At 72.2% G+C, this 26,166-nt stretch carries 33 protein-coding genes; 14 read left to right on the plus strand and 19 right to left on the minus strand.

Annotated features, from left to right (window positions below):
* Positions 1 to 442 precede the first annotated feature (442 nt).
* Positions 443 to 1,027, plus strand: a complete 585-nt coding sequence (locus ODJ79_RS21045) for a hypothetical protein (RefSeq protein ID WP_263025227.1) — start codon at positions 443 to 445, stop codon at positions 1,025 to 1,027.
* A gap of 164 nt (positions 1,028 to 1,191) precedes the next feature.
* On the opposite strand, the gene ODJ79_RS21050 is transcribed toward ODJ79_RS21045, so the two are convergent.
* From ODJ79_RS21050 to ODJ79_RS21065, 4 genes are all read right to left on the minus strand, one after another.
* Positions 1,192 to 1,344, minus strand: a complete 153-nt coding sequence (locus ODJ79_RS21050) for a hypothetical protein (RefSeq protein WP_263025228.1) — start codon at positions 1,342 to 1,344, stop codon at positions 1,192 to 1,194.
* 62 nt (positions 1,345 to 1,406) lie between these two features.
* The gene (locus ODJ79_RS21055) at positions 1,407 to 1,643 is read right to left on the minus strand and encodes a hypothetical protein (protein WP_263025229.1); all 237 of its coding nucleotides are present in this window, start codon (positions 1,641 to 1,643) and stop codon (positions 1,407 to 1,409) included.
* A 65-nt stretch (positions 1,644 to 1,708) separates the two neighbouring features.
* Positions 1,709 to 2,734, minus strand: a complete 1,026-nt coding sequence (locus ODJ79_RS21060; RefSeq protein WP_263025230.1) for a hypothetical protein — start codon at positions 2,732 to 2,734, stop codon at positions 1,709 to 1,711.
* A 269-nt stretch (positions 2,735 to 3,003) separates the two neighbouring features.
* Entirely contained in the window at positions 3,004 to 3,366 is a 363-nt protein-coding gene (locus ODJ79_RS21065; protein ID WP_263025231.1) for a hypothetical protein, read from the minus strand.
* Between the two features lie 133 nt (positions 3,367 to 3,499).
* Between ODJ79_RS21065 and ODJ79_RS21070 the strand changes: the two genes are divergently transcribed.
* The 3 genes from ODJ79_RS21070 to ODJ79_RS21080 all read left to right on the plus strand — a co-directional run bounded on the left by ODJ79_RS21070 (position 3,500) and on the right by ODJ79_RS21080 (position 6,024).
* Positions 3,500 to 3,859 carry a DUF4240 domain-containing protein gene (locus tag ODJ79_RS21070; protein WP_263025232.1) on the plus strand — a complete coding sequence of 120 codons (360 nt, stop codon included), beginning with the start codon at positions 3,500 to 3,502 and terminating at the stop codon, positions 3,857 to 3,859.
* A 69-nt stretch (positions 3,860 to 3,928) separates the two neighbouring features.
* A complete protein-coding gene (locus ODJ79_RS21075) occupies positions 3,929 to 4,591 on the plus strand; it encodes an LPXTG cell wall anchor domain-containing protein (protein WP_317620683.1) in 663 nt (220 codons plus the stop codon).
* Between the two features lie 83 nt (positions 4,592 to 4,674).
* On the plus strand, positions 4,675 to 6,024 hold the full coding sequence (locus tag ODJ79_RS21080; protein WP_263025234.1) for an FAD-dependent monooxygenase: 1,350 nt from the start codon (positions 4,675 to 4,677) through the stop codon (positions 6,022 to 6,024).
* Between the two features lie 15 nt (positions 6,025 to 6,039).
* On the opposite strand, the gene ODJ79_RS21085 is transcribed toward ODJ79_RS21080, so the two are convergent.
* The 5 genes from ODJ79_RS21085 to ODJ79_RS21105 form a co-directional block, all read right to left on the minus strand.
* Positions 6,040 to 7,236, minus strand: a complete 1,197-nt coding sequence (locus tag ODJ79_RS21085) for an MFS transporter (RefSeq protein ID WP_263025235.1) — start codon at positions 7,234 to 7,236, stop codon at positions 6,040 to 6,042.
* 67 nt (positions 7,237 to 7,303) lie between these two features.
* Entirely contained in the window at positions 7,304 to 7,717 is a 414-nt protein-coding gene (locus tag ODJ79_RS21090) for a nitroreductase family deazaflavin-dependent oxidoreductase (protein ID WP_263025236.1), read from the minus strand.
* A gap of 41 nt (positions 7,718 to 7,758) precedes the next feature.
* Complete coding sequence (locus ODJ79_RS21095; protein WP_317620684.1) at positions 7,759 to 8,250, minus strand: MarR family winged helix-turn-helix transcriptional regulator; 492 nt, start codon at positions 8,248 to 8,250, stop codon at positions 7,759 to 7,761.
* 40 nt (positions 8,251 to 8,290) lie between these two features.
* Complete coding sequence (locus ODJ79_RS21100; protein WP_263025237.1) at positions 8,291 to 9,292, minus strand: DUF6910 family protein; 1,002 nt, start codon at positions 9,290 to 9,292, stop codon at positions 8,291 to 8,293.
* A 46-nt stretch (positions 9,293 to 9,338) separates the two neighbouring features.
* Entirely contained in the window at positions 9,339 to 9,812 is a 474-nt protein-coding gene (locus ODJ79_RS21105) for an NUDIX hydrolase (protein WP_317620685.1), read from the minus strand.
* 100 nt (positions 9,813 to 9,912) lie between these two features.
* Here ODJ79_RS21105 and ODJ79_RS21110 point away from each other — a divergent pair, with 100 nt between their 5' ends.
* On the plus strand, positions 9,913 to 10,386 hold the full coding sequence (locus ODJ79_RS21110) for a nitroreductase family deazaflavin-dependent oxidoreductase (protein ID WP_263025238.1): 474 nt from the start codon (positions 9,913 to 9,915) through the stop codon (positions 10,384 to 10,386).
* A 42-nt stretch (positions 10,387 to 10,428) separates the two neighbouring features.
* On the opposite strand, the gene ODJ79_RS21115 is transcribed toward ODJ79_RS21110, so the two are convergent.
* The gene (locus tag ODJ79_RS21115) at positions 10,429 to 10,590 is read right to left on the minus strand and encodes a YecA family protein (RefSeq protein WP_263025239.1); all 162 of its coding nucleotides are present in this window, start codon (positions 10,588 to 10,590) and stop codon (positions 10,429 to 10,431) included.
* A gap of 266 nt (positions 10,591 to 10,856) precedes the next feature.
* Between ODJ79_RS21115 and ODJ79_RS21120 the strand changes: the two genes are divergently transcribed.
* The gene (locus ODJ79_RS21120; RefSeq protein ID WP_263025240.1) at positions 10,857 to 13,778 is read left to right on the plus strand and encodes an Ig-like domain-containing protein; all 2,922 of its coding nucleotides are present in this window, start codon (positions 10,857 to 10,859) and stop codon (positions 13,776 to 13,778) included.
* Here ODJ79_RS21120 and ODJ79_RS21125 read toward each other — a convergent pair whose 3' ends face one another.
* Positions 13,779 to 14,138 (minus strand): hypothetical protein, encoded by a 360-nt coding sequence (locus ODJ79_RS21125; RefSeq protein ID WP_263025241.1) that lies wholly within the window; start codon positions 14,136 to 14,138, stop codon positions 13,779 to 13,781.
* A 116-nt stretch (positions 14,139 to 14,254) separates the two neighbouring features.
* On the minus strand, positions 14,255 to 14,473 hold the full coding sequence (locus ODJ79_RS21130; RefSeq protein WP_263025242.1) for a hypothetical protein: 219 nt from the start codon (positions 14,471 to 14,473) through the stop codon (positions 14,255 to 14,257).
* 234 nt (positions 14,474 to 14,707) lie between these two features.
* Between ODJ79_RS21130 and ODJ79_RS21135 the strand changes: the two genes are divergently transcribed.
* From ODJ79_RS21135 to ODJ79_RS21150, 4 genes are all read left to right on the plus strand, one after another.
* Positions 14,708 to 15,319, plus strand: a complete 612-nt coding sequence (locus tag ODJ79_RS21135; protein ID WP_263025243.1) for a GNAT family N-acetyltransferase — start codon at positions 14,708 to 14,710, stop codon at positions 15,317 to 15,319.
* A gap of 9 nt (positions 15,320 to 15,328) precedes the next feature.
* A complete protein-coding gene (locus tag ODJ79_RS21140) occupies positions 15,329 to 15,922 on the plus strand; it encodes a TetR/AcrR family transcriptional regulator (RefSeq protein ID WP_263025244.1) in 594 nt (197 codons plus the stop codon).
* Positions 15,923 to 15,991: 69 nt separating this feature from the next.
* Complete coding sequence (locus ODJ79_RS21145) at positions 15,992 to 16,891, plus strand: SDR family oxidoreductase (RefSeq protein WP_263025245.1); 900 nt, start codon at positions 15,992 to 15,994, stop codon at positions 16,889 to 16,891.
* A gap of 32 nt (positions 16,892 to 16,923) precedes the next feature.
* Entirely contained in the window at positions 16,924 to 17,325 is a 402-nt protein-coding gene (locus ODJ79_RS21150; protein WP_263025246.1) for a darcynin family protein, read from the plus strand.
* Here ODJ79_RS21150 and ODJ79_RS21155 read toward each other — a convergent pair.
* Positions 17,300 to 18,859 carry an MFS transporter gene (locus ODJ79_RS21155; RefSeq protein ID WP_263025247.1) on the minus strand — a complete coding sequence of 520 codons (1,560 nt, stop codon included), beginning with the start codon at positions 18,857 to 18,859 and terminating at the stop codon, positions 17,300 to 17,302. The genes ODJ79_RS21150 and ODJ79_RS21155 overlap by 26 nt on opposite strands.
* A gap of 60 nt (positions 18,860 to 18,919) precedes the next feature.
* Here ODJ79_RS21155 and ODJ79_RS21160 point away from each other — a divergent pair, with 60 nt between their 5' ends.
* Positions 18,920 to 19,366, plus strand: coding sequence for a MarR family winged helix-turn-helix transcriptional regulator (locus tag ODJ79_RS21160; RefSeq protein WP_263025248.1), 447 nt, complete (start codon positions 18,920 to 18,922; stop codon positions 19,364 to 19,366).
* Here the strand turns inward: ODJ79_RS21160 and ODJ79_RS21165 are convergent.
* The 3 genes from ODJ79_RS21165 to ODJ79_RS21175 all read right to left on the minus strand — a co-directional run bounded on the left by ODJ79_RS21165 (position 19,359) and on the right by ODJ79_RS21175 (position 22,206).
* A complete protein-coding gene (locus ODJ79_RS21165) occupies positions 19,359 to 21,041 on the minus strand; it encodes a hypothetical protein (protein ID WP_263025249.1) in 1,683 nt (560 codons plus the stop codon). The genes ODJ79_RS21160 and ODJ79_RS21165 overlap by 8 nt on opposite strands.
* Positions 21,042 to 21,157: 116 nt before the next feature.
* The gene (locus tag ODJ79_RS21170; protein WP_263025250.1) at positions 21,158 to 21,535 is read right to left on the minus strand and encodes a VOC family protein; all 378 of its coding nucleotides are present in this window, start codon (positions 21,533 to 21,535) and stop codon (positions 21,158 to 21,160) included.
* Between the two features lie 14 nt (positions 21,536 to 21,549).
* Positions 21,550 to 22,206 carry an NUDIX hydrolase gene (locus ODJ79_RS21175; protein ID WP_263025251.1) on the minus strand — a complete coding sequence of 219 codons (657 nt, stop codon included), beginning with the start codon at positions 22,204 to 22,206 and terminating at the stop codon, positions 21,550 to 21,552.
* A gap of 63 nt (positions 22,207 to 22,269) precedes the next feature.
* Between ODJ79_RS21175 and ODJ79_RS21180 the strand changes: the two genes are divergently transcribed.
* From ODJ79_RS21180 to ODJ79_RS21190, 3 genes are all read left to right on the plus strand, one after another.
* Positions 22,270 to 23,328 carry an SPFH domain-containing protein gene (locus tag ODJ79_RS21180; RefSeq protein ID WP_263025252.1) on the plus strand — a complete coding sequence of 353 codons (1,059 nt, stop codon included), beginning with the start codon at positions 22,270 to 22,272 and terminating at the stop codon, positions 23,326 to 23,328.
* Positions 23,325 to 24,206, plus strand: coding sequence for a hypothetical protein (locus tag ODJ79_RS21185; RefSeq protein ID WP_263025253.1), 882 nt, complete (start codon positions 23,325 to 23,327; stop codon positions 24,204 to 24,206). The genes ODJ79_RS21180 and ODJ79_RS21185 overlap by 4 nt, the downstream gene beginning before the upstream one ends.
* Positions 24,207 to 24,346: 140 nt before the next feature.
* Complete coding sequence (locus ODJ79_RS21190; RefSeq protein ID WP_263025254.1) at positions 24,347 to 25,069, plus strand: universal stress protein; 723 nt, start codon at positions 24,347 to 24,349, stop codon at positions 25,067 to 25,069.
* 40 nt (positions 25,070 to 25,109) lie between these two features.
* Here the strand turns inward: ODJ79_RS21190 and ODJ79_RS21195 are convergent, their stop codons facing one another.
* Genes ODJ79_RS21195 through ODJ79_RS21205 form a run of 3 tightly spaced genes read right to left on the minus strand, consistent with a single transcriptional unit; the run spans position 25,110 to position 26,108 of the window.
* Complete coding sequence (locus ODJ79_RS21195; protein ID WP_263025255.1) at positions 25,110 to 25,409, minus strand: hypothetical protein; 300 nt, start codon at positions 25,407 to 25,409, stop codon at positions 25,110 to 25,112.
* A complete protein-coding gene (locus ODJ79_RS21200) occupies positions 25,406 to 25,711 on the minus strand; it encodes a hypothetical protein (protein WP_263025256.1) in 306 nt (101 codons plus the stop codon). Before ODJ79_RS21200 ends, ODJ79_RS21195 begins: the two co-directional genes overlap by 4 nt.
* Positions 25,712 to 25,766: 55 nt before the next feature.
* Positions 25,767 to 26,108, minus strand: coding sequence for a PadR family transcriptional regulator (locus tag ODJ79_RS21205; RefSeq protein ID WP_263025257.1), 342 nt, complete (start codon positions 26,106 to 26,108; stop codon positions 25,767 to 25,769).
* Positions 26,109 to 26,166 lie beyond the last annotated feature (58 nt).

Consider the following 26,166-nt stretch of genomic DNA (forward strand, 5'->3'; position numbering starts at 1 on the left):
GAGTGTCATCACATCGGCTGACACCCGCTCAGCCACGTTGCTACTGACCGTCCAGATGGCACGAGCAGGTGATGCCCTCGCTGATCCGGGTGAAACCGGCGGAGTTCGTGGAGCGGCTCGCCACGCCATCCAGGCCGGCGGTCATCCACCCGGGTGACCGGCCACGGGTGAGGCCGGCCCCGGCCGGCGGCGACGGGTTCGACGCCGAGGGCCGACCGGGAGCGGGCGCGCTCATCTCGTACGGGGATGCCCGTCCGTCCAGACCTCGCCGCCACAGGTTTCAGCGCAGGCCGTTCAGATACTTCTCGACCATCTCCTCCGGATGGCGACGTCGGTGCGGGTGCCGACTCGCCCGCGGCCGGCGATGAAGCAGGGAGGGCGCGACCGGCCCCCGCCTGGTAAATCACTCGGGCCCGGCGGCCTGGTGAGCTACCGTGTCGCGGTGTCCGTCGACTCCTCCGGAGGCATGCCCAGAGCGGCCACTCTGGCCGCCATCATGGATTCCGCCCACACCACGATCCGCACCCTGTTGGGTGTCACCACCGTCCCCGACCTCGAGATGGTGACCGACGTCTACACCACCAGACGAGTTGTCCGCCGCCCCGAACAGGAGTCGACCCTGCTCGGCGGCCTGGCCCGGCACGGCGACGACGGGCCTTTCTGGGAGGTCGGCCTGCCCGACACCAACGACTGGGTCCGCCTGATCCTGCATCGTTACCTCGACCAACCCGTCGACCCGGCCGGCCTCACCGACGACGAGGGCGACCTCTGGCTACATCCCTGCTTGGGCTGCGACCCGATGCGTACCGGCGTCGCGATGGCTCTCTCGGTGGGCCTGGCGCTGGGCGCCGCCCTCGTCGGTGGCGGCCGCTTCTCGACCCAGCTCACGGTGTGGCGCGACGACCTGGCCGACCCCGCCCAGGTGATCGCCGAAACCTCGGTTTCCCCCACCGACCAGCCGTTCCGCGACGCCTGCATCCGCTACATGGACCAGTTCCCCGGTTCGAAACCTGGCTTAAGCTGGTGACGACGACGGAACGAACCTGGCGCAGATCGGGTCCCCCTGACGTCTGAACGAATAGGACAGTCCGACCACTGATCTGCCCATTGCTGATCGGGAGAGCTGCCGGCCGGGGACGGCCACGTGCGGGACGAGCCGTCCCCCATACCGTTTGGTCGATCGTGACGGGGTCAAAGACCGTACTCGACGGCAGTCGCGGCGTGCGTGACGGGCGTGTGGTGACCGGTCGCCGCCGCCAGGGCCACGCCGGCCATAATGGCGGCGAGCACCAAGACCAGCCGTAACCGGCGTCCGAATAGCGTCAGCGCGAATTCTGTGTACATGGTGTCCTCGATACTTTCGCTTTGTGCGGATGACGGTTCTGGGTGATGGCCGGTTCGACCGATCAGCCTGGGCCCTGGATGCCGTCCGGGTCGGCCGCGGCGCTGAGGTGACCGGTGCCCTGGATGCCGTCCGGGCCGGCCGCGGCGCTGAGGTGACCGGTGCCCTGGATGCCGTCCGGACTGGGTACGTTCGCGACGGCTGCCACGCCGGCGGCGGCCAGGACCACCGCGGCCAAGAGGCCGAGCAGCCTGGACGGCCGCCGGCCGTGACGAAGTGTGACTAGGGATGCCTTACTCACCTGACAGTCCTCCTTTTCGAGTGTGAGCAGGGATAGGACTCGTGACCGAGGGCCGCGCCCGCTGGTCACGTACCGCTGCCAGGCATGCGCCACTCGACCGCGTGCGTGGTGCCTGCGGATGGCCCGGCGAACCCGACGATGGTGCCGTGGTCATTGATGCCTTCCGCCCCGGAGAAGGTGTCGCCGGCCGGCACCGCGATGGCCGTGCCCGATCCCGCGGGATTCCAGCTCACCGCGGCGGCCTTCTGGTTGTCGCTGGAGAGGACCACGCCGACGGTCGCGCCCCGGTTGTTGAGCCCACCGGGCTCGCCGTTGGCGTACCCGGGCAGGGTTTGGAGCCGGATCATGGCACCGTCCCGGTTCCAGCGCACCGCGGAGAACTGGTTGCCCGTCGTCACGCCGATTCCCATCACCGTGCCACGGTTGTTGATTCGCAACGCCTCGCTGTCGATGTCGCCGGGCAGGGTGCCGAGATTGACCGGCGAACCGTCGCGGCCCCAGCGCACGGCATGCACATCGACGCCAAACCCGGAGGCGGACACGCCGACGATCGTGCCGTCGTCGTTGATGCCGATGGCCTGACTGAACGCGTCACCGGGAAGGGGCGCCATGAGCGTGACCGTGCCGTCGGAGTTCCATCGCACGGCCACCGCCTGGTTGGCCGAGTTGATGGCGAAGCCGACGATCACACCGTGGTTGTTGATCCCGAAGGCCGCGCTGACCGGGAATCCGGGTATCGCCGCCAACCTGGTCACCGCAGTGTCATGGTCCCACCGGACTGCGGTGGGCGACGTGGCGACGGCGCCCGACTCGCCCACGATCGAGCCGGCGTCGTTGATCGCGTTAGGTTGGCTGAACATGTCACCAGGGAACGTCGGCAATTCCAGGATGGCGCCCCGCCTGTTCCACCGTACGGCGCGGAGCACACCGGAAGCGCTCTCCGAGGCGCCGATGACCGTGCCGGCGTTGTTGATCGCCTCAGCCGCACTGACGGTATCCCCGGGAAGAACACCCAGATCGGTTACCGTGGCCGCGCCGGTCGCCCACGACGGAACGCTGTGGGCCAGCGTCATCGTGGAGCCGAGAACCACGGCCGCGACAACACCGATCGCTCGTCGGCGGGTTGCCGGTGACACCCGGCCCGACGCCGGCCGTCCCTGCCTCGGATGCGTTTTCATTCTCCGATACCTCCCGTATTCGGGTTCTCCGGCAAGACCACGGCTGGTGAGCCACCGGCCGGCGGCCCGAGAACCGGACCCACCTCTGGTACGGAAGGGGGTTACGCGAGACGGGTTCTCCCGCGGGAAGGACCGGATTCGGCTGAGACCCGGTCAACGTTCATGGGCAACGCACTGACTGATCAGAACACCGCGTTGAGTACGAAGTGCGCGACGATAACCGCCACGACCACGACGGCGCTGGTCAGTGCGGCCAGCGTGCCGGCGAGCACCGCCGACCGGATCCGGCGCACGAACCCCGCGGCGGTCGCCAGCGACACGAGCATCGAGAAGAAGAGGAATCCGGTGCTCACCACGAAGAGCAGGTCCGCGCCGTCCTTGGCGGTGAAGCAGAAGCCGCCGGCGTCGTCGCAGGAGGTGTCCTCCCGGCCCACGAGCGTGTTCAGCCAGGCAGCCACGAACGCCGTCAGGTGCCAGAGGAAGGACGTCAGGACGGCGGTTCCGTATCGCGTGGATCGCTTGGTCGTCGGCCCCCCGTTGTACATGCGCACTTTCTATCGCACCCACGCCAGGGGCTTGCGCTACTACTTCGCCGCCGCGCGCAGTCCCGCGTGACGGCTGATCGGGTCTCAGCGTAGGCGGATCCGTAGCCGATGAGCGGATGTCTACGCTTCCGCTGTGGACGTGGACGATTTCTGGACCTTCATCGAGCTCTCGCATCGAGCCGGACCCAAGCTGGGCGACCGTGCGGCCTTCCTGGCTCACCGGCTCAGCCGGATCTCCCGCTCCCACGTGCTCGACTTCGTCCAGCACCTGTCCTCGACCCGGGAACCGGCCAACACCTACCGCCTGTGGCGAGCCGCCGACATCCTCATGGCGGGCGGCTGCAGCACCGACGGATTCCACTACTTCCAGATGTGGCTCGTCGGGCTGGCGTCTGTCACGGTTCGCCTACGCTCGATCATGTTTGCTCGAGGCGGCCGGCTCCCGGGCTCTGCAGAGGTGGCCGGTCATCCATGCGTGTTGCCTCGTCGGTAACATCCTTCCGCTTGGCTTCGAACGGGGGAGGAAACACACATGCGATGGAAGTTGTCGGCCGGCGTCCTCATGGCGCTGGCCCTTCTGGTTCCGGCGGCACCGGTGGCGGCTCAAACCGCACCCCCCGGGCTCAACGCGGCCTGCCAAACGGTCGAACGCAAGGTGTACGAGGACATCCGCAAGCTGGTCACGATCGATCTGGACACCGCCACCGACGTGCAGGTGCGGATCTTGGCCAACCAGATCCTGGCCGAAGCAACCGCCGAGTCGTTGTCCGTGCTGCCGGACGCGGTGCAGAAAGGGCTGGACGGCACCCCGGACGACCTGCGGACATTCCTCAAGACGGGCCTGTCGAAACCCTGGTCGACGGCTCTGCGAGTCGCCGTGGACCAGACGCTGACAGGCGCCGGCACCAACGTGAAGGCGGCCGCGCAGAAGGCCCTCGACGACGAAACCATCGACGCCTACCTGGCTTACCTGAACGACGGCCTCTACGCCGCACGTGCGCTCGACTGCGCGCCCAAGCCCCCGACGACACCCAGCGCCACGACGACTGCCGCAGTGCTCCCCACTTCCTCCGCCGGCCCAACTGCCGGCGGCGGCAAGGGTGCTGCGCTGCCCGAGACCGGTGCCGACACCGGAACCGTGGCCGCCATCGGCGGGGCGCTCCTGCTCATCGGCGGCACCGGCTACCTGCTCGCACGCCGGCGCCGTTCCCGATTCGTGGCGTAGCTGACTCGACGCGCCCGGCTCGATGCTTCGCCGAGCCGGGCGCGGGACCCGGGGACAACGGAAACGACGCTAAGGTCGGCACCGTGACGGGGATCGATGAGCGCCAGGAGCAGGTCGTCATCGTGGGGGCGGGGCCGGTCGGGCTGTTCCTGGCGGCCGAGTTGCGGCTGGCCGGGGTGGGCGTGACGGTGGTCGAGCGGCGCGCCGAGCGACCGTCGATCACCAAGGGCGTCGCTATGCACGCGCGCACCCTCGAACTGCTCGCCATGCGCGGGATCGCCGGCGCCTTCCTCGACGGGGGCGTGCGGCTGCCGGGCTGGCACTTCGGCTTTCTCGAACGCCGGGTCGACTTCACCGGGCTGGACTCGCCGTACCCCTTCGTCCTCTCTTTTCCGCAGGATCGCACCGAGGCGATCCTGGAAGACCGGGCGCTGGCGCTCGGGGCGCGCATCGTGCGCGGCGAGCAGGCCGTCGGCCTCGAGCAGGGCGACGACGACACGGTACGCGTGCGCACCTCCCGCACGGAGTACCGCGCCGCCTGGGTGGTCGGCGCGGACGGCGCCGGCAGCGCGATCCGGCAGCTGGCCGGCATCGCCTTCCCGGGCACCGAGGCGGCCATCTACTCGTACGTCGGTGACGTGGTCGCCGACCGGCCACCCGCACCCGGCTTCAACGTCGTGAACGACCGGGGCGCCATGATGGTCGCCGCCATGCCGGGCGGCCTGCATCGCATCGCGGGCTACGACCCGGTGCGCCAGCAGGCCGGTCGCGGCGCCCTGACGCTCGACGAGCTCCGCGAGACCAGCGCCCGCATCGCCGGCGCCGACTTCGGGCTGCACGACCCGAAGTGGATGACCCAGTTCGACAGCGCCACCCGCATCGCCTCGGCCTTCCGCTCGGGACGGGTGCTGCTGGCCGGGGATGCCGCGCACACGCATTTCCCGGCCGGCGGCGTGGGCCTCAACCTGGGTCTGCAGGACGCGATGAACCTCGGCTGGAAACTCGCCGCCGTCGCACAGGGCCGGGCCGGCGAGTCGCTGCTGGACACCTACGAGGCCGAGCGCAAGCCGTGGGCCGAGGACGTCGCCCGGCACACCATGGCCCAGACCGCCCTGATCACCGCGACCACCGCCGAGGGCCTGGCCCTGCGCAAGCTGCTCAGCGACCTGATGGGCGCCCTGCCGGAGATGAACCGGGCGCTGGCCCGCCGCCTCTCCGCGGTGGACGTCGCCTACCCGCCCGCCGACCCGGCCGCGCATCCGCTGACCGGCGCCCGGGTCCCGGCCGCGGAGATGCCGGACGGCCGCCCGGTCACGGTCACGCCGGCCGGGACCACGGCGATCGTCCGGCCCGACGGCTACGTGTGGTGGGCCACCGACGACCCCTCCCCCGACCTCGCGGCCGCGTGGGAGGGGCTCGGCGTCAGGTTCTGAGCCGCCCGGCGTGCGTCAGCGGGGGGCGGTCGCGGGCGCGGGGACGACCCCCGGCTCGTTCGGCAGCCGGCGCAGCGCCCGCACCACCGGCAGCGTCGCGAGCAGGCCGATCACCGGGATGAGGAACGCGGTCTGCAGCCCGACCGGCTCGGACAGCGCACCCAGCAGCACCGCGCCGACGAGCGCGCCGCCGTAGTTGAACAGGTTGACCCGGGCGATCACCTCGTCGCTGTTGCCCGGCGCGGCGTGCCCGGCCGCGCTGAACGCGAGCGGCACCAGGATGCCCACCCCGATGCCGGTGAGCGCGAACCCGACGATCGCCGCGAGGATCACCGGCAGCACGACCACCAGGCCCAGGCCGACCGCGCAGACCAGCAGGCAGCCGATCGCCGCCGCGGCCCGGCCGATCCGGGGCACCACGTGGTCGCCGGCCAGCCGGGAGACCAGCACCGCGGCCTGGTACGCGGCGTACCCGAGCGGCACCACCGCCGCCGTGGCCAGCAGCGTGTCGTGCAGGTAGACCGAGCTCCAGGTGCTCACTGCCGAGTCGGCCAGGAACGCGGTGAAGATGAACGCCCCGCACACCCACACCACGTGCCGGGTGCCGTCGCTGCGCTTTCCGCCGCCGTCGTGCTCGGGCAGCACGGTGCGGGCCGGTTCGAACGAGCTGAAGCCGAGCACCACGACCAGCGCGGCGAACACGGCGGCGGCGCCGACCGAGAGGGCCGCTCCCCCGCCCGAGGCCGCGTTGCCCGACATGAGGAGGGCCGCGGTGATCGCCGCGGCGGTGTAGGCGGCGAACAACCGGCTCATCACGCTGCGCCCGAGCCGCGCCTGCACCAGAACCCCCTGCATGCTGAGGCTGGCATCGACGGCGCCGAGACCGATTCCGTACGCGATGAGGATGGCGGTGAACACGGGGGTGGGGGTGTGGAACGTGGTCAGCCCGAGCCCGGCGGCCACCGCGAGCAGGCCGCCGCTGAGCGCGTACCGGCTGCCCCAGCGTGCCGCGGTCCGGTCGGCGAGGATGGATCCGCCGGCCGCCGCCACGCAGACCAGCAGCAGGATCACCGAGACGTACGCGTCGCCGATGTGCTGCCGCGACTTGAACGCCGGCAACGCGGTCACCACCGCCGCGTAACCGAAGCCCTGCGCCGCGTAGCCGGCCCCGATCCAGATGGCCCGCCGCCGGCCGCTCACCTCATCGAACATCAGAGGATCATCGCTGGTAATCCCGGTCACACAACAGTCCTCCGGCCGAATTCGTTCACCACCTGGCCTAATCGACGCGGGGCGACAGGAGCACCACCGGGATCGGCCGCCCGGCCCTCGCCTGATGGTCGGCGAAGAACGGGTACGCCGCCGTGATCTCGGCCCACGCCCGTTCCCGATCGTCCCCGCTCAACGGCGTGGCGGTCGCGGCGTAGCCCTGCTCGCCGATCTCCACCCGCACGGACGGCCGCGCCACCAGGTTGCGATACCAGTCCGGGTCGCGGACGGCTCCCGCGTTCGACGCGATCACCAGCAGCCGGCCGTCCCCGTCCCGATGGAACATCATCGGCGTGGTGTGCTCCCGGCCGCTGCGTGCGCCCGTCGTGGTGAGCAGCAGCAGTCGTTCGCGGTGCATGCCGTCGACCTCGCCGCCGGCCCGGAACTGCGCGATGACGCGCTTGTTGACCTCGCTGACGTCCATTCCGGCATTATCGCCGGTAAATCACCGCGTCCCGGCCCCGGTCACCGGTCGTACCTCTGGTAGATCGCCGAGCGCGCCCCGTCCGGGTCGAGCCGGTGCAGCACGGCGTCGGCGATCTGGCCGAGCTGGGCCACCTGTTCCCCGGTGAGCGCGCCGATCACGTACTCCCGGACGGTCGCGACGTGCCCGGGAGCGCTCTGCTGCACCTTGGCCCAGCCGGCCGCGGTGAGCCGGGCGTTCGTCGCGCGCCGGTCCTCGGGGCAGGGAAAACGCTCGAGCAGGCCGCGCGCCTCCAGCCGCTGCACGACGTGCGAGAGCCGGGCCAGGGTGGCGGTGGTCCGCTCGGCCAGAGCGGTCATCCGCAGGGTGCGGCCGGGCGCCTCGGAGAGCATCGCCAGCACGTAGTAGTCGAAGTGCGTGAGCTGGGCATCCCGCCGCAGCTGGGCGTCCAGGGCGGCGGGCAGCAGCTCCAGCACGGCGGCCAGTCGCACCCAGGCCGCCTGCTCTCCCGTGTCGAGCCATCGCGTATCCACGATCGCATTCTGACAGAAGCGTTGGTTGTTGCTACAACCTCTAGAGGGTCACCCGGAGCGTGAGCCGCTCGGACGGGGCGGCCGGGTCGTCGGCGTCCACCACCGCCATGACCCGGGCCCCGTCCCCCGCCGACTCGATCAGGGCGAGGCCCTCGACCTTGGGCGCGCCGGGCAGCTCGGCGATCGCTCGTACGCCGAAATCGTCGAGCAGGGCGAGCGCGGCCGCCACCACCGGCCCGTCGTCGATCGCGTTCGGGGTGTCCTCGGCGACGGCGCTGACCAGGATCAGCCCCTCGGCGACCGGGACGGCGTCGGTGATCGCCAGCGCGACCCCGCGGACCCGGCCCAGGTCGTAATGTCGCACCGGACCCGCGGCGAAACGGGCCGGGTCGCGCTCACCCGCCGGGCCCGCGGCGAAACCACCCGGGTCCGCGGCGGAACCAGCCGAGCCCGCGGCGGAACCACCCGGGCCCGCGGCGGAATCACCCGGGCCCGCGGTGGCCGTCAGCAGTGCGGCCAGCTCCACGTCGGCGCAGACGCTGGGTGCGCCGACCGCCACATTCGCCCGCTGGAACCAGCGCAGCCGGTCGCCGACGACGCAGGCGCCCTCCAGGTTGAGCTGGTCGTCCGCCAGGCCCATCGCCGAGGCGACCGCGCGGTAGGCGGGCGTCAGATCCGCGACCACGAAGTACGGCGAGCCGTCCGCGTCCAGCCGCAGCAGCGACGCCCGCATCCGCGCCGGGGACGAGCCCGACCCGAGCAGGAACGCCGCCTCGGCGCCGTCGACCGTCACCGTGCAGGCCGCCTCGAAGTCCGGCTTCAGGTGCTTGGTGCCGGCCACCTCGCTGAACACCTCGAGCCCGTCGATCGCCGCCACCACGCGGACCGGCTCGATCGTGCCCGCCCGCAGCCAGGCCGCGTGCGTCGCGTCGTCCTGCACGACGAGCCAGCCGCCGCCGAACGGCACCACCGCCGAGGCGGCCCGCACCGGCGAACCGTCCGGAAAGCTCAGCGCGTGCCGCTCCTCCACCACCAGCCGCATGACCACATCATCGCCGCTCGCGGACGTCCGTGGGAGAGCATGCCGGTCAGGCCACGAAGAACCCGTTCTCCAGATAGGCCACGACGCCGTCGGCCCGCGCCCGGACCGCCGCGGCGACGCGCCGGGCCAGCAGCCGCGACAGCCGCTCGCCGGCCTCCTGCTCGGTGCACCAGGCCCAGGCACGCAGCTCGTCGGCCGGCAATCGGATCCGCTCGGCCTGCGACCGGGTCAGCACCCCGCCGTCGAAGACCATCATCAGGCCCTCGGTGCGGTCCGGCCGCGGCGGCACCCAGTCGACCACCAGCAACCGGCCCGGCCGCAGCCGCAGGCCGAGCTCCTCGTCGAGCTCGCGCACCACCGCCGCGTACGGTGATTCGCCGGCCTCCACCGAGCCGCCCGGAATCTCGAAGTCCGGCTTGTACGTGGGCTCGACCAGCAGCACCCGGCCGTGATCGTCGGTCAGCAGCACGCCCGCACCCATCCGCTTGCGCGGCAGCGTGGCGGTGAAGTCGTCGGTCACCGCGTCAGGCTAATCGTCGCCCGTCGCGCCTGGTTTCGGTTCGCGGGTCGGCGCGGCGTGGCGCGCAGCGCGCCGGCGGGCGAATAATCGCGGCGGAGCGATGAGAGACGAGGGGATCGCATTGGGTTTCGAGACCACCCGCGGCGGGACGCGAGGCGGCCGCTCGCCGCGCGGGGCGCTGCTGAACTGGGCCAACAAGATGACCGTCAAGCGGATCCGGAAGAACAGCGCCTCCGAGATGCTGGTGCTGACCACGGTCGGCCGCAAGACCGGCGCGGTCCGCGAGACGCCGGTCCGCTGGTTTCCCGGCGGGGACGGCACGTGGCTGATCGTGGCGTCGGCCAACGGCGCGCAGGCCAACCCGGCCTGGTACTACAACCTCGCCGCCCATCCGGACGTCACCGTCGACGTCGAGGGCCGCACGGTCGAGGTCACCGCCGCCCAGCTGGCCGGTGCCGAGCGGGACGAGGCGTGGAAGCAGATCACCACGACCGCGGCCCGGTTCGCCGGCTACCAGCGCAAGACCGACCGCGAGCTGCCCATCCTCCGGCTCACGCCGCGGGCCGCCGACTGATGCGGGCCTGGATGGCGCCGCCGGGCGGCGCCATCCAGCCGGTCAGTCCCGCACGTAGTAGTGGCCGTTGGTGTCGTCGTACCGGCCGCCCGCCCGGCAGCAGCGGCGGAACCGCCGCCCCGACCGGCACGGGCACGGATCGTTTCCACCCAGCTTCTCGATCAGTTCGGTGTCGGCGCCGACCGTCCGGTCGCCCCGTTTCACCTGCGTCTCGCTAGAGGGAACCCCCGGCGGCGCTTGCTGGTCGGCTCAAAAGGACGCCTCGGCGTCGTGATCGCGGTACATGACGGCCTCCTCGAAAATGCAACAAGGCCCGAGAAGCTACCCGACCTGATCGCGCCCCCGCGACCGAGTTTCGACCCGCACCGAACGAAACCACAGTGGACAGCGCGGGCGCGCGCGGCGAAAACTGACCCCGGGATCGACGAGCGGGGGTTGCGATGCGGGCATGGGCGGCGACGGGCATCCTGATGACGACGGTCGGCCTGGCCGCACCGGTCGGCACCACCACGGTGGCGGACGTCAACTTTCAGCCGGCCTCCTCGGCCACGCCCGCCGGCTACACGGCGGACACCGGCGCGGCCTACACGGCGGCCCGCGGCTTCGGCTGGGTGCGGCAGGACAACGGCGCGCCGCTCGATCTCACCCGCAACACCCGCGACCGGGCGCGCTCCGGGATCGACCCGCGGCTCAACACCCTGATCCACCTGCAGTACGGCGACGTCGGCGGCACCAACGGCGTCAGCACCGCGGGCGCCTGGCAGTACGCGGTCGCGCCCGGCACGTACACCGTCACCGTTGCGGCCGGCGATCAGCCGGCGTACGACAGCGTGCACGTCGTGCGGGTCGAGGGCGTGACCGCGATCGACCATTTCCGGTCGTCGTCGGCCGCCGAGTACACGACCGGGACCGTCACCGTGCCGGTCGCCGACGGGCTGCTCACCGTCGACGCGATCGGCGGCACCAACACGAAGCTCAACTACCTGCACATCGGGCGGGTGGTCTACGACTCGGCCGCGCCCGCCGCGCCGGCCGATCTCGCCGCGCGGCCCGGCGACCACCAGGCGGTGCTGTGCTGGACCGCGAGCGGCAGCGCCGACACCCTCGGCTACCGCGTCTACCGCGACGGCACGCCGATCACCGGCGCCGGCCTGGTCACCGCCACGACCTTCGCCGACGTCACCATCGAGAACAACATCTCCCACGCGTACGCGGTGAGCACGGTCGACACCTCCGGGAACGAGTCGGCCGTCTCCGCGTCCGTGCCGGCGACCGCCGCCGCGGTCGCGGTGCGGGTGAACTTCGCGGACCAGTCGACCGCACCGCCGGCCGGTTACCTCGCCGATTACGGGCAGGCCTACGGCGACCGCGGGAACGGCCGGACCTACGGCTGGGTCTCGCTCGACGAGGGCACCCCGCTGAGCCTGGTGGGCAACGGGCGCAACCGCGGCACCGCCGCCAACGCCGACGTACGCCTGGCGACGCTGATGCACACCCAACTCCCCGCCGGGTCCGCGGGCGTGCACACGCCGGGCGCCTGGGAGCTGGCCGTGCCGAACGGCCTCTACACGGTGACCGCCGCGGTCGGCGACGCGGGCACGGCCGTCGACAGCGTGCACTACCTGAGCATCGAGGACCAGAACGGGGTCGCCGCGTTCGTGCCCACCGCCGCGGCCAAGTTCGCCACCGCGACCCGCACGGTGACGGTCGCCGACGGCAAGCTCACGCTCAGCCCGAAGGCGGGCACCAACACCAAGGTCGACTACGTGGACGTGGCGAGCGTCCCGGCACCGGCCGCCATTCCGGCGGTACGCATGATGACGCCCGCCAATCTCGCCACCGACGTGCCACCCACCTCCAGCGTGGTGGCCGATCTGCGGCTGCCGAGCGGCGGCGTCGACCCGGCCAGTCTGAGCGCCGGCTCGGTGCGGCTGACCCGGGTCTCGGACGGCACGGCGGTGGACATCAACGTCATCACCAGCGGCGGTGGCGATGTCATCAACGCTTCGCCCCGTGCGCCGCTGGCGGCCGACACGCTCTACCGGCTGGACATCACCTCGGCGGTCAAGGACGTGGTCGGCAACGGCTTCTCGCCGTACTCGATGGTGTTCTCGCCCGGAAGCGCGAGCGGCGGCAGTGGGCCGGCCTTCGACAAGGTCGCCGCCGGCGCGGTGAGCGCGCAGTACACCAGCGTGGCGAAGGGGCCGGACGGACGGCTCTACGCCGCGACGCTCGACGGGCACATCTACCGCTATCCGATCGCCGCGGACGGGACGCTCGGCACCCCGGCCGTCATCGACACGGTGCGGAGTCACGCGACGGCCGCCGGGCTGCCGGGCGCTCCGAACCGGACGGTCATCGGGCTCGCCTTCGACCCGGCGTCGACCGCGGCCGCGCCGATTCTCTGGGTCAGCGACAACTACGAGTTCGTCGGCACCTACGACGTGCCCGACTGGTCCAGCAGGATCGCCCGGCTGACCGGCGCAGACCTCGGCACCTACACCGAGGTGGTGACGAACCTGCCGCGCTCGGTGAAGGACCACGAGACCAACTCGCTGGCCTTCGGGCCGGACGGCGCGCTGTATTTCACCCAGGGCGCCGACAACGCGATGGGCGCGCCCGACGCGGCGTGGGGCAACCGGGCCGAGCACAGGCTGAACGCGGCCGTGCTGCGGCTCGACCCGGCCAGGTTGCCGGCGACGCTGCCGCTCGATGTGAAGACCTCGGACGGCGGCACCTACGACCCGGCCGCGGCGGGGGCCGCCCTGACGCTGTACGCGACGGGCGTGCGGAACGCGTACGACCTGGTCTGGCATCGGAATGGGCATCTCTACACGCCGACCAACGGATCGGCGGCCGGTGGCAACACGCCGGCCTCGACGACGTGCCCCGGCTACAGCGGGCCGGTCGTCCCGGCCATCGCCAACAACCCGCAGGCCGAGACCGACTACGTGTTCGACGTGAAGCCGGGCCGCTACTACGGGCACCCGAATCCGACCCGGTGCGAATGGGTGCTGGCCGGCGGCAACCCGACCGGCGGCGCCGACCCGTTCCAGGTCGACGCCTATCCGGCCGGGACGCTCCCGGACGCCAACCTTGATCTGTCCGGCATGTACGACGCCGGGCTGCACGCCTCCGCCGACGGCGCGATCGAGTACCGCGGCGGCGCCCTGGACGGGAAGCTGCTGGTGGTCCGCTACTCCGACGGTCAGGACATCGAGACCTTCGACGTGGCGGCGAGCGGCGCGCTGTCGAACCGGGCCACCGGCATCACCGGGTTCACCGGCTTCAGCCAGCCGCTCGACCTCACCGAGGACACCGCGACCGGCAACCTGTACGTGACCGAGCTGGGGGCGAGCCGCATCACGCTGCTGCGCCCCCACGCCGGGTAGTCAGGCGACGACATCCAGCCGTCCCGGCGGCACCGGGCTCTCGCCCTGGGACTCGGCCTGGCCGGCGCCGTGGTGGCCGCGTGCCTCGGCCGTGCGGGTCCTCGACGCGATCTTCTCGGCCTGCGCGTCCGACATGGTCCCGCCCTGCTTGATCGCGGCGATCAGGTCGTCGTGCGAGACGCCCTTCTCGGTGGCCACGTCGCCGAGGGACTTGCCGCTGCGCAGCTCCTTCTTGAGGTCGTCGCTGCTCATGCCGAGCGCGTCGGCGATCTTGGTCATCGACCCCGCACCGTGGTGCCGGGCGGCGTGCACCGCGCCGGCCGAGGCGGTCGAGTCGATGGCATTGATGGGCGTCGTCATGTCGTGGACTCCGTTCCGCGGGGCGCCGATCGCCCCGCTCACGGGTGCTCTGATCGGACGCTCCGCGGACCGCAAGCACGTTCGACAGCCGATCCACAGACTTACACAGGTGGCTCTTATGTTTGGCTTGCGGCCAGCCGCTCCATCGCCTGGACGTACTCGCGGTCGGTGATGTCACCGGCGGCGAGCTGGGCGGCGAGCACGCCCTCGGTGCTCGACACGTCCGGATCCGCGCGCCAGGGCCGGGCGGCCTGAGGCTCGGAGCCGACCCGTTTCCACACCATGAGTGCACATACCGAGAGCACGAAGACGACAAAACCGTACAGAAAAAGCATCCCCGTCACCTCCAGTAACCCATGCTGGCGTGGCAGACGTGATGATCGGAAGTACGGCGTCGGCTAGTCGACGGGCCAACCTGGCCACCGAGTCGTGCCGTGCCGTCGGGCAGGAGTGTCACGCCAAGGCCAACGACCAGGCCGCCCGTTGAGGTACCCCCTCGCCGCCCCGGAACACACGGCGATCGGCACCGCGGGGTAGGTTCGAGTCTTTGCCGGAGGGGACAGCCCGCGATGACCACCGGAACCGCCCGGGTCGCCGGGCCCGCCGACGTCGACCGGATCGTGGAGATCCTGACCGGCGCGTTCTTCCACGACCCACTGTGGGGGCCGGCGTTCCCCGACGTCGAGCGCCGCGCCGAGCAGGCGGCCGGTCTGTGGCGGTTCTACGTCACCTGCGTGCAGCGTTATCCGTGCACGTTCCTCACCACCGGCGGCGAGGCCACCGCGGTGTGGATCCCGCCCGGCGGGGTCGAGCTGACCCACGACGAGGAAGCCGACCTCGAGCGCCTGCTGCTGGCCACCACCGGCCGCGAGACGACCGACGGCATCCTCGAGATCATGGCCCGGTTCGACGCCGCCCGGCCCCGCGAGCCGCACTACTACCTGGGCCTGATCGGCACCCACGACGCCCACCGCGGCCGCGGGCACGGGATGCGCCTGCTGGCGGAGAATCTGGCCGTCGTCGACGCGCAGGGCGCCGCCGCCTATCTGGAGTCCTCCAACCCGGCCAACGACGCGCGGTACGCCCGGCACGGCTTCCTCCCGCACGCAACGATCACCGCCGCGAGCGGCCATGTCATCACCACGATGTGGCGCCCGATACGAGGCATACCGTCTCGATAGCATGACTCGGTGATCGAACCGAAGAGCCGTGGTGGCCGTCCCCGCAGCGAACTGGCGCGCGAAGCGGTCCTGCATGCGGCCGACGACCTGCTGCTCGAAGTCGGTTACGCGGCCCTGACCATGAAGGGCATCGCCGAACGGGCGGGCGTCGGCCGGCAGACCGTGTACCGCTGGTGGTCCACCAAGGCGGAAGTCCTCTTCGAGGCCAGCGTGACCGACGCGGAGGAAGAACTCGCCGTCCCTCCCGGCGGGACACCCGTGGTCGAGGTCGCCGCCTACCTGGACGCCCTGGCGCGGTTCCTGGCCCACTCGCCGGCCGGCGTGGCATACCGCAGCCTGCTCGCCGCCGCGCAGCACGACGCCGCGGTCCGAGAGCTCGTCGCCTCCCGCGATGTCCTCGGCGCAAGCGCAAGAGCCGTCCTCGAACGGATCGCTCCCGACACACCCGCGATCGAGGAGACTGCCGCGCGGCTCATCGGGCCCACCTTCTTCTGGATCATGAGCGGCCGCGATCCCGCTTCGCTGGACACACGGGCACTGGCGCAGAACTTCCTGCGTTCCCTCCAGGTGAACAACGACTCGAGCGAAGCGGCGGTCGAGTAACTAGACACGGTGCCTCGATACGCGATACGGTTTCGATACACGGTGAACCGAATCTGCGAGGAGGACCTGATGCGCGTGTTCGTTACCGGGGCAACCGGCTGGATCGGCTCGGCCACCGTCGACGAGTTCTTGTCGGCCGGCCACGAGGTCGTCGGCCTGGCCCGCTCGGCGGAGAAGGCGGCTGCGCTGCGGAGCAAGGGCGCCATCGCCCTGCGCGGTGACCTGGACGATCTCGACTCGTTGCGCCGCGGCGCGGCCGAGGCCGACGGTGTCGTCCACCTTGCCAACAAGCACGACTGGGGCGATCCCGACGAGACCAACCGCGCCGAGGGCACGGCAGTGCAAGCCATGCTCGACGGGCTTGCCGGCACCGGCAAACCGATCATCGTCGCGAACGGCCTCTCCGGCCTGGTCACCGGCCGCGCCGTCCGGGAGACCGACGCCTCGCCGGAGGTCGGGCCCGGCGCCGACCGCGGTGGCAGCGAAAACCTCGCGCTCGACTATGCCGACCGCGGCGTACGCTCGATCGTCGTCCGGTTCGCGCCGTCCGTGCACGGCGCCGGCGACTGGGGCTTCGTCACGTTCCTGGCCGAGGCCGCTCGCCGCCAAGGCGTGTCCGGCTACCTCGGGGACGGCACCACGACATGGTCGGCCGTCCACCGCCTCGACGCCGCACGGCTCATCCGGCTCGGCCTCGAAGCGGCACCCCCTGGCACCCGCATGCACGCCGTAGCCGAGGAGGCCGTCACCACCCGCCAGATCGCGGAGGCACTCGGCACCGCGCTCGGCCTCACGGTGGCCTCCGTCGAGCCGGAGAAGGCCGACGAACACTTCGGCGTCGTGGCCTCGTTCTTCGGCCTCGACATGACCGCCACCAGCACCCGCACCCGAGAACTGCTCGGCTGGACCCCGACCGGCCCCACCCTGATCGACGACATCCTGGCCGGCTCCTACGGCACCGCACCCTGACCGCCGCCACCCCGACGTCGAGGAGACGCGCCATGTCTGCACCCACCGATTTCGAACCCACGGTCACCGCGTTCATCCTGGTCAAGACCACCCGCGCCTGGCTGGAGATGTCCATCCCCCAGCGGATCGCCGCGTTCGAGACCAACGTCCTGCCCACCGTCCGGGAAAAGGCCAAGGACGTCCGCTCACGCTTCTACGACACGGAGTTCTACACCGCCCGGGTCACCGACGTGTGGGTCTGGGAGGCGCGCGACCACGAAGCCTTCCAACTGGTGATCGAGGCCCTGCGCGAGACACCGTTCTGGGACCATTACTTCGAGGTCGTCGAGATCCTCGTCGGCGTCGAGAACGGGTACGCCAAGATTACGGCACCGCCACTCTGGCGAGCATCAGCGCCTGACGCCCGACCTAACGTGCCGCCGACCCCACGCTGACCTTGACGGGTGCCGGGCTCGACTCCGTGCGGCGGCGGAAGGCGACGATCAGCAGCGCCGCCCCGGCCGCCAGGGTGAGCGCGGCCGCCGCGGCGGTCACGTGCATCGACCCGACGAACGCGTGGTTCGCCGCGTCGATCAGGTCCGGCCGGTGCAGGGCGTCGGCGACCGCGCGGGTGCGCTCGGCCGAGGGCGTCGCGGCGTCCCGGGCCGGGGCCGGCAGCGCGGCGAGCGAGGGCGCGATCCGATCCCGGTACGCCGTAGTCAGGATCGTGCCCAGCAGCGCGATACCGAGGACGCTGCCCACCTGCCGCACGGTGTTGTTGACCGCCGAGCCGGCGCCCATCCGGTCGACCGGCAGCACCGCGATCACCGCGGCCACGGTCGGCGCGATCGCGAGGCCCATCGCCACCCCGCTGATGAAGCCGACGGTGCAGAACCACGCGAGGGGTGTGTCCACATCGAAGCTCAGGTTGGCCAGGAACGCGCCCGCGACCACGAGCAGCCCCAGGCCGCTGACCGGGCCGACCCCGTACCGCCGGGCCAGCCGTGCCCCGACCGGGGAGCCGAGGGCCAGCCCGAGCGCGCCGGGCAGGAACGCCAGGCCGGTCGAGAGCGCGCTCATCCCGCGGGCGCCCTGCAGGTAGAAGTTGCCGTAGAACATCTGCCCGGTGATCCCGAAGAACAGCGCGGCGAGCGCGAGGTTCCCGGCGCTGAACCGGCCGTGGCGGAACAGCCGCGGGTCGAACGACGGCTCCGGCGACCGCCATTCGAAGACCGTGAACGCGGCCAGCAGCACCAGCCCGGCCAGCACCGGCGCCCACACCCGCCAGCGCTGCCAGTCGGTGTTCTGCCCGGCCTCGATCAGGCCATAGGCCAGCAGGGCCAGCCCGGCCGTCGAGAGAACGAGACCGATCGGGTCCGGGCGGCGACGAGCGGCAAGCTTCGGATTGGGTACGACGAGAGCGATCCCGATCAGCGCCACGGCGGCCACCGGCAGGTTGACCAGGAACACCGAGCCCCACCAGAAGTGGTCCACGAGCAGCCCGCCCAGCAGCGGCCCGAGCGCGACCCCGATCCCGCTCGACGCCGACCAGGCCGCGATCGCGCCCGCCCGCCGGGCCGGCGGGAAGGTCGCCCCGATGATCGCCATCGAGGTCGGCATCATCATCGCGCCGCCCAGCCCCATCAGCCCGCGGGCGAGGATCAGGCCGGTCGCGCCGCCCGCCCAGGCGGCCCAGACCGAGGCGGCGCCGAAGCAGAGCAGCCCGAGCACCAGGATCGTGCGGTGACCGTACCGGTCGCCGAGCGCGCCGGCGGCGAACAGCGCGGTCGCGAACAGCAGCGCGTACGCCCCGACCGCCCACTGCAGCTGGCCGGGGGTGGCGCCGAGGCCGGTGCGCGGGTCGGCGATGCGTTCGAGGGCGATGCCCAGGATGGTGGTGTCGATCCAGATGAGCACCGCGGCGAAGACGAGGACGGACAGCACCCGGCGCTGCCGCGGTACGCTTATTGACAGGTCCCTGACGGTCATGCGGTAACCCTCGCAAGATTGTCAGGTCCCTGTCAATAGACACTGTCGCACAATGGGCGGGTGACACAGAACTTGGGCTGCTCCACCTTTCTCGTCCGGCACGCCTGGCTCGCCCTGCGCGGCGTCGTCGCCGAGGCGCTCGTCCAGCACGACCTCTCGGTGGCCCAGTTCGCGTCGCTGCTGATGCTCGAGGAGGTGCCCGGCCTGTCGGTCGCCGACGTGGCCCGCAAGGTGTCGACCGCGCGCCAGTCGGCCAACGAGATGCTCGGCGGCCTCGAGCGGGCCGGCCTGGTCGAACGCCGCCCGCACCCGAGCGATCGCCGTACCCAGCAGATCTTCCTGACCGACGCCGGCCGGCAGCGGCTGGCCGAGGCGGTGCCCACCGTGCAGGCCGTCGAGGCCCGGCTCGCGGCCGGCTTCACCGCCGACGAGATCGCCGTGGTCAACGCCTGGCTGCAGAAGATGACCGAGGTGACCGACGCCGGCGAGGAGATACCGACTATCTAGTCGGGCAGACCACCAGCGCGGCGGGCGCCGGCACGCGGGCCGCCGCGGAACAGTCGAAACGCTGGTCGATCAGGGTGCGGACCTGCGCGTCGGCACGGGCCAGATCGAACCAGGCCGGCTGCATCACCAGGTACCGGTAGCGGTGACCGTCGTCGGTGAGGCAGCGCAGGTTGTCCTGGTAACTGGGGAAGGTGCGCACCCGGGCTGCGGAGTTCGCGCGCTGCAGCCACTGCGGCGACGGGTAGCGGCAGCTCGTCGGATTGCCGAGGGCGTGGTTGTAGGTGCCGAACGTCAGGTAGAGCACGGGCGTGTCCGGGCCGAGGCGCCGGCCCAGGTCGGTCAGCTCGCCGTTGCTCGACGGTCGGTTGTAGACGGTGTAGTTGTAGATGCCGAACGCGTACGGGTCGCCGGGCAGCACCGGCGGCAGCAGCGCGACGCCGAGCGCCACCACGCCGAACGCCCACGGCAGCGCGGGCACCGATCGACCGGCGAGGAACCAGGTCAGGGCCGCAAGACCGAGACCGATCAGCGCGTACGCGAGGGCGACCCGGCCGACATGGGCGTGCCGCCACCCCGCGGGCAGGCGCAGCAGTGCCAGGCTCAGCGCGGTGACCGCCGCCGTGGCCAGGGCCAGCGCCCAGCGGACCGCCGGGACCAGCGCGAAGGCGGCGCCGCCGACCCCCGCGGCGAGGATCGGAACCACGGCGAAGTGGTACGCGAAGAACTCGCCCTGCGCGTACCCGGAAAGCACCGACAGCAAGCCCGCGACCAGCGCGACGGCCACGCCCAGCGATCGGCTCCGGCCCGCCGGGAGGCGGTGGATCAGCGCGACCGCGGCGGCCGGCGCCAGCACCACGATCGGGCTGAGCACCGCCACGTCGCCGAGCGCGATGAACAGCTTGTGCAGATCGGAGCGGCGGATGCCGTGGTGGATCGGCGAACCGTGCACGAGGTTCGCCTGGTCGCGCAGCCAGGTCCACTCCCAGGGCAGGAAGTGCATGGTCGCCACGTACCAGAGAGCGACGAAGACGGCCGCGGACAGCGCGACCCACGCCGCGCGGCGCCGGTCGAACAGCGCGACGACCAGCAGGGTCAGCAGCGCGACCGGGAAGGTGGCGAGCTTGACCGCGACCACCAGCATGGTGGCGAACCCGCCGAGCAGCGCGCCCAGCCAGACCCGCCGGGGCAGCAGCGCGGCGCCGACGGCCAGCACGCCGCAGAACGGGGCCACCCAGTCCGGCTCGAGGAAGTGCCACGGCGGCGCGACGATCAGCGCCAGGCCGGTGGCGGTCGCGATCCCGGCCGCCGCCGGCAGGCCGGCGACGCGCCGCACCCCCAGCAACAGCACGACCGCGACACCCACGATCAGCACGTACGTCTCGAGCCGGATCACCAGGTCCGCGGTGGGCAGCGAGGAGTCGCCGACCAGCAGATGCCGTCCACCGTCGAGGGCGGCGATCAGCAGCTTGTACACGACCGGGCGGGCGATGAAGATGTCCCAGACGCTGACCCCGCCCCGGCCGGCCGTCTCCAGGCCGCCGAGCGCGTACGTCACGTCGCCGTTGACGTTCGTGCGGATCGCCAGGACGACGGCGGCCAGGACGACGGTTGCGGCCAGAACGATCACGGCCGCGCGGCCCAGTGCAGGGCGAGCCGCCCGATCCCCCGATCGCATGATCAAGAGCGTACTGTCGCCGCGCCAGGCGCCCTATCGATCGGCGCGGAGTCCTAGCACTTTGATAGCCGCGTCCCAGCTTTTTCTCAGGCTCGGTCCACGATCGACCGTGCCCGTCAGTCGCCCCAGATGGTGGCGTGGTCGGCGAAGTCGTCGCTGTGCCGCGGGATCACGCAGAGGATGTGTCCGCCCGGGGCGCGCAGGATGCGGCACTCCAGCCAGCGGTTGATCTCGACGGCGCCCAGCGCGAGGAGGCGGGCGGTCTCGGCCTCCACATCGTCGGTCTCCAGGTCCACGTGGTAGCGCGCCTCGGCGTCGACCGCCTGCACGGCCAGGGTCAGGCTCGGCAGGGCGCCCGGCAGCGACGTGAACTGCTCCTCGCCGGGGACCGGGGTGGCGGGGACGCCCAGGGCCGCGGACCAGAAGGCGGCGGCCTCCCCGGCCGAGGCCTCGGGCACGTCGATCAGGATGGTGGACAGGCGGCTGCGATGCATGGCCGGAACCTACCTCAGGGGCGCAGCAGGGCGGGGTGCAGCAGGGTGGCGGTGCCGCGCCGGTAGAGCTGTGCGGGGCGGCCCCGGTCGCGGATCGCGGACTCCCCGGTGGGCTCGATGAAGTTCTCGGCGCCGGTCACCTTGCGGTGGAAGTTGCGGGGGTCGAGTTTGGTGCGCCAGACCGTCTCGTAGACCGTGCGCAGCTCGGCGATCGTGAAGGCGGGCGGGCAGAACGCGGTGGCCAGCGGGGTGTACTCCAGTTTGGCCCGAGCCCGCTCCAGGCCGTCGGCCAGGATCCGGGCGTGGTCGAAGGCCAGCCGGTCGCCGGCCGCGATCGGGCGCCAGGAGGCGCCGGCCGCGTCGCTGCCGGCCACCGGGGCGGGCAGGTCCGGCAGCAGGGCGAGGTAGGCCACCGTCACCACCCGGCCGCGGGGGTCGCGGCCCGGCGCGCCGTAGGTCGCCAACTGTTCGAAGTGGCCGGCCGCCGGGTCGACGCCGGTCTCCTCGCGCAGCTCGCGGGCGGCGGCATCGGTCAGGTCCTCCGACTCCAGCACGAAGCCGCCGGGCAGCGCCCACTCCCCCTCGAACGGCGGGATGCCGCGGCGCACCAGCAGCACCTGCAGCTCGCCGTTGCGGATCGTGAGGAGCACCAGGTCCACGGTTAGCGTCATGTTGACGATAATACCTCGGACGGTTTATCGTCAGTGTGACGACAAAACGGGAAGGCGGCCGAGATGGCTGACGTGACACGACGACTGCACCTGCGGCACCTGCGGGGCACCCCGACGAGCTGGGTCAGCCACACCGTCGGCGGCAAGACGCAGAAGCAGGGCACCGGGCTCTCGTTCTGGTACCGGCCGCTGACCGCGGTGCTCTCCGAGGTGCCGGTGGACGACCGGGAGCTGCCGCTGCTGTTCCACGCCCGCACCGAGGACTTCGCGGACGTGACCGTGCAGGCGACCGTCACCTACCGGTTCAGCGACCCGGGCGCGGCGGCCGGGCGGCTGGACTTCTCGATCGACCCGTACCGGGGGGCCTGGCGGGGGCAGCCGCTCGACCAGGTGGCCACGCTGCTGGCCGAGCTGGCCCAGCAGCCGGCGCTCGACCTGCTCGCCCGGCTGCCCCTCGCCGAGGCCCTGACCACCGGCATCGCGCCGGTGCGGCAAGGGGTCGCCGACGCGCTCGCGCACGATCCACGGTTGACCGAGACGGGGGTGACCGTGGTGAGTGCGCGGGTCGTCGCGATCCGCCCCGAGCCCGACCTCGAGCGGGCGCTGCAGACCCCGACCCGGGAGCAGGTGCAGCAGGACGCCGACCGGGCCACCTACGCCCGCCGGGCGAACGCGGTCCAGCAGGAGCGGGCGATCGCCGAGAACGAGCTGCAAAGCAAGATCGAGCTGGCCCGCCGGGAGCAGCAGCTGGTCGAGCAGCGCGGCGCGAACACCCGGCGCGCGGCCGAGCTGGACTCGGAGTCGCAGCTGGTGGCGGCGCGCGGCGAGGCCCAGCGGCAGGAGGTGGCGGCCCAGGGTGCCGCGGAGCGGGCTCGGCTCACGGCCGGTGCGGAGGCGGACGCTTCCCGCGTACGGGATGAGGCGCGGGCCGCCGGAGCGCGCGTCGTCGGCCTGGCCGAGGCGGAGGCCGAGGCCGCACGCCTGGCCGCCTACCGGGACCTGCCGCCGGCCGTGCTGCAGTCGCTGGCGCTGAAGGAGCTGGCGCAGCACGTCCCGGCGATCGGCGAGCTCACCGTGACCCCCGACCTGCTGGCCAAGCTGATCGGACGGCTGGGTTCGTGAGCACCCTGAACCCGCGGGTGGTGGTCGTGTCGCGGCGCAGCGAGCTCGACGAGCTGCTCGCCCGGCACGGCACCAGGGGCGCGGCCGCCTACTTCCTGCGGCAGCGCGGGCGCGACCTGGACGAGGTGACCGCCCGGCACGAGGCGCTGCGGGCGGCGCTGACCGAGGTGGGCCGGGCGGTGCCGGCCGACTGGCGGCGAGGGCACGTGGAGCGGGCCGACCTGCCGCGGTTCCTGTTCGGACCGGAGGACATCGTCGTCGCGGTCGGCCAGGACGGCCTGGTCGCCAACGTGGCGAAGTATCTGGACGGGCAGCCGGTGATCGGCGTCGACCCGGAGCCGGGGCGCAACCCGGGGGTGCTCGTGCGGCACACCGCGGGCGCGGTCGCCGAGCTCCTGCGCACCAGCGCGATCGGCGAGGAGCGGACCATGGTGGTGGCCCGCCTCGACGACGGGCAGGAGCTCTGCGGGCTGAACGAGGTGTACGTCGGGCACGCGTCCCACCAGTCCGCCCGCTACGTGCTCGGCACGCCGGACGGCGACCGGGAACGCCAGTCGTCGTCGGGGCTGATCGTGGGCACCGGGACCGGGGCCACCGGGTGGTGTGCGTCGATCGCGCGCGAGCGTGCAGCCGCCCCGGCCCCGCCCGCACCGGACGACCGGCGACTGTGCTGGTTCGTCCGGGAAGCCTGGCCGTCACCCACCACCGGCGTGCGGCAGGACGCGGGACTTCTCGCCGCCGGCGAACAGATCGAGCTGACCAGCGAGTCGGAGCGGCTCGTGGTGTTCGCCGACGGGCTCGAGTCGGACGCGATCGAGCTGTCCTGGGGCCAGCGGGTGCGGGTCGGGGTCGCGGAGCGACGGCTGCGGCTGGCCTGATCCGGTCGTCGATCACGCCGGGCGCGAACTTGATCCCGGTGATGGCGGGGTGGCGCGCATCCGGATCGACCGACGGGCCGGCGGCACGCAGGGGACTTCCGGCCCTGGCGAGGCGGGCCGGCCGGGCCGACGATCGGGGCATGACCATCATCGTCGGCACCGAGGGGACGGGCTGCTCGCGGGCCGCCGTGACATGGGCGGCCCGGGAGGCCCGGCGGCGGGGTGACCGGCTGCGGATCGTCCACGCGTTCGACGGGGACCGGCGGGAGTCGCAGTTCGACATCGGGAACGAATTCACCGACGTGACCCGCGTGCTCGCCGGCGCGGTGGTCGCCGCGGCCCGGTCCCAGGCCCTCGGCGTCGCGCCGGGGCTGGACGTGCAGACCGCCGCGGTGCCCGGCCCGGTCGTGCCGACCCTGCTGGCCGAGGCGACCGGCGCGCAGCTGCTGGTGCTGGGCCACCGGGACCGGGTGTTGCCGGGCTCGGTCGGCCGGCGGCTGGCCGCCGAGGCGCCCTGCCCGGTCGTCGTGGTACGCGGCCGGGAGACACCCGACGGCTCGGTCCTCTGCGAGATCGACGACTCCCCCGCCGCCGACGCGGTGCTGGCCACGGCGTTCTCGGCGGCCGACGCGCTCGGCTGCGGCCTGGTCGTGCTCGGCGCGCGGACTCTCGGCGGGCGGACTCTCGACGGGCGGCTCGCGCCGTGGCGGGAGAGGTTCCCGGGCGTGCCGGCCGGGACCGTCCACACCGACCGGACGGCGGCACTGGTGGCGGGCTCGCGGGACGCCCGGCTGGTGGTGGTCGGCTCGGCCCGGCGGCGACTGCTGCGGAAATCCGGTTGCCCGGTCCTGGTCGCTCGATAGCCTCGGTCACCTGCCGGGCAACCGCCTACGCTGCTGCTAGTCAGCCTGACGATGTGCGTGATCTACCGGCTGATCGCCCGCTGACATCATCCGGATGGGGGCCCACGGATTCCGGTTCGACGGGCTGCTCGCGGTCGAGCAGGAAGGCCCGTGCCGCGCCCAGCGCGGCGACCGTGATCGTGCCGATCGCGGTGGCGCCGGCGGTGGCCGCCGCGCCCTGGCCGAGCACCTGCACGGCAACCGTCGCCGGAATGCCACTCACCGCGATGGCCACGCTCCAGCCGGCCAGCCGGCGCCGGGCGCGGGCGGCTGCCGGATCCGGACCGGCTGTCGCGGTCATGAACGCACCTGCCTGGTAGCGGCCTCGCGCAGTTCGGCGCGCAGCACCCAAGCCTGATCAAGCAGCCGTGTCACGTACCTCAGTTGCACCCACCGGGAGGCGCCGGCAGCCGCGAGCTCGTACAGCTCCGAACCGAACTCGTCGTGGTATCGGTCCCGCGACGCCGCCGGCAGTACCCGCACCGCTTTGTGCGCCAGCCACGCTGCCACAGCGGCCGGTGTGGCCGGCCGCGGGCCCTCCTCGGGCTCGCGCATCGCCATCACCATCAATTCCGCCGTCCCGGGGAGGACGACCGCGGTCATGATCGCACCCCCTTGGTGGCCGCCGCACGCGGTTCGGCGTGGTGCCTGGTGTCGTTCACGCGGGGCCCCCCTCGGGTGCGAGGCCGAGGCCCAGCCCCGGCAGCAGCCCGGTCAGCGGGGTGCGGGCGGTGGCCAGGGCGTGCCGGGCATGCTCGGCGCCATCGGGGCTGAGCCGGTAGTAGCGCCGCCTGGGCCGCCCCTCCTTGACCGGGTCGATCTCCTCCCAACGGGACTCGAGCCAGCCGAGGCCCTCCAGCCGGGCGAGAATCGGATGAATCGTGCCGGTGGCCAGGCCGGCAGCCTGACTGATCTGCAGCCCATACCGCTCGTGGGTCGGCTCCTCGAGCAGGGCACGCAGAACGAGCTGCGTCTGCAACGTCATCCTCGGTGCGGCCATGCCCTAACTCTAGCTAGCCCCCTAAGTAGATCACAAGTATGACCGCAGCCCCGGAGAG

It is taken from the genome of Actinoplanes sp. KI2, assembly GCF_025630775.1.
Taxonomy (GTDB): domain Bacteria; phylum Actinomycetota; class Actinomycetes; order Mycobacteriales; family Micromonosporaceae; genus Actinoplanes.

Excerpts from the sequence above, each read along its gene's own strand:
- ODJ79_RS21050 (WP_263025228.1), bottom strand. The coding sequence starts at position 1,344 with ATGTACACAGAATTCGCGCTGACGCTATTCGGACGCCGGTTACGGCTG.
- ODJ79_RS21065 (WP_263025231.1), bottom strand. The coding sequence starts at position 3,366 with ATGTACAACGGGGGGCCGACGACCAAGCGATCCACGCGATACGGAACC.
- ODJ79_RS21075 (WP_317620683.1), top strand. The coding sequence starts at position 3,929 with ATGGCGCTGGCCCTTCTGGTTCCGGCGGCACCGGTGGCGGCTCAAACC.
- ODJ79_RS21085 (WP_263025235.1), bottom strand. The coding sequence starts at position 7,236 with ATGTTCGATGAGGTGAGCGGCCGGCGGCGGGCCATCTGGATCGGGGCC.
- ODJ79_RS21090 (WP_263025236.1), bottom strand. The coding sequence starts at position 7,717 with ATGGACGTCAGCGAGGTCAACAAGCGCGTCATCGCGCAGTTCCGGGCC.
- ODJ79_RS21100 (WP_263025237.1), bottom strand. The coding sequence starts at position 9,292 with ATGCGGCTGGTGGTGGAGGAGCGGCACGCGCTGAGCTTTCCGGACGGT.
- ODJ79_RS21110 (WP_263025238.1), top strand. The coding sequence starts at position 9,913 with ATGAGAGACGAGGGGATCGCATTGGGTTTCGAGACCACCCGCGGCGGG.
- ODJ79_RS21120 (WP_263025240.1), top strand. The coding sequence starts at position 10,857 with ATGACGACGGTCGGCCTGGCCGCACCGGTCGGCACCACCACGGTGGCG.
- ODJ79_RS21125 (WP_263025241.1), bottom strand. The coding sequence starts at position 14,138 with ATGACGACGCCCATCAATGCCATCGACTCGACCGCCTCGGCCGGCGCG.
- ODJ79_RS21130 (WP_263025242.1), bottom strand. The coding sequence starts at position 14,473 with ATGCTTTTTCTGTACGGTTTTGTCGTCTTCGTGCTCTCGGTATGTGCA.
- ODJ79_RS21135 (WP_263025243.1), top strand. The coding sequence starts at position 14,708 with ATGACCACCGGAACCGCCCGGGTCGCCGGGCCCGCCGACGTCGACCGG.
- ODJ79_RS21145 (WP_263025245.1), top strand. The coding sequence starts at position 15,992 with ATGCGCGTGTTCGTTACCGGGGCAACCGGCTGGATCGGCTCGGCCACC.
- ODJ79_RS21150 (WP_263025246.1), top strand. The coding sequence starts at position 16,924 with ATGTCTGCACCCACCGATTTCGAACCCACGGTCACCGCGTTCATCCTG.
- ODJ79_RS21155 (WP_263025247.1), bottom strand. The coding sequence starts at position 18,859 with ATGACCGTCAGGGACCTGTCAATAAGCGTACCGCGGCAGCGCCGGGTG.
- ODJ79_RS21165 (WP_263025249.1), bottom strand. The coding sequence starts at position 21,041 with ATGCGATCGGGGGATCGGGCGGCTCGCCCTGCACTGGGCCGCGCGGCC.
- ODJ79_RS21170 (WP_263025250.1), bottom strand. The coding sequence starts at position 21,535 with ATGCATCGCAGCCGCCTGTCCACCATCCTGATCGACGTGCCCGAGGCC.
- ODJ79_RS21175 (WP_263025251.1), bottom strand. The coding sequence starts at position 22,206 with ATGACGCTAACCGTGGACCTGGTGCTCCTCACGATCCGCAACGGCGAG.
- ODJ79_RS21180 (WP_263025252.1), top strand. The coding sequence starts at position 22,270 with ATGGCTGACGTGACACGACGACTGCACCTGCGGCACCTGCGGGGCACC.
- ODJ79_RS21190 (WP_263025254.1), top strand. The coding sequence starts at position 24,347 with ATGACCATCATCGTCGGCACCGAGGGGACGGGCTGCTCGCGGGCCGCC.
- ODJ79_RS21195 (WP_263025255.1), bottom strand. The coding sequence starts at position 25,409 with ATGACCGCGACAGCCGGTCCGGATCCGGCAGCCGCCCGCGCCCGGCGC.
- ODJ79_RS21200 (WP_263025256.1), bottom strand. The coding sequence starts at position 25,711 with ATGACCGCGGTCGTCCTCCCCGGGACGGCGGAATTGATGGTGATGGCG.
- ODJ79_RS21205 (WP_263025257.1), bottom strand. The coding sequence starts at position 26,108 with ATGGCCGCACCGAGGATGACGTTGCAGACGCAGCTCGTTCTGCGTGCC.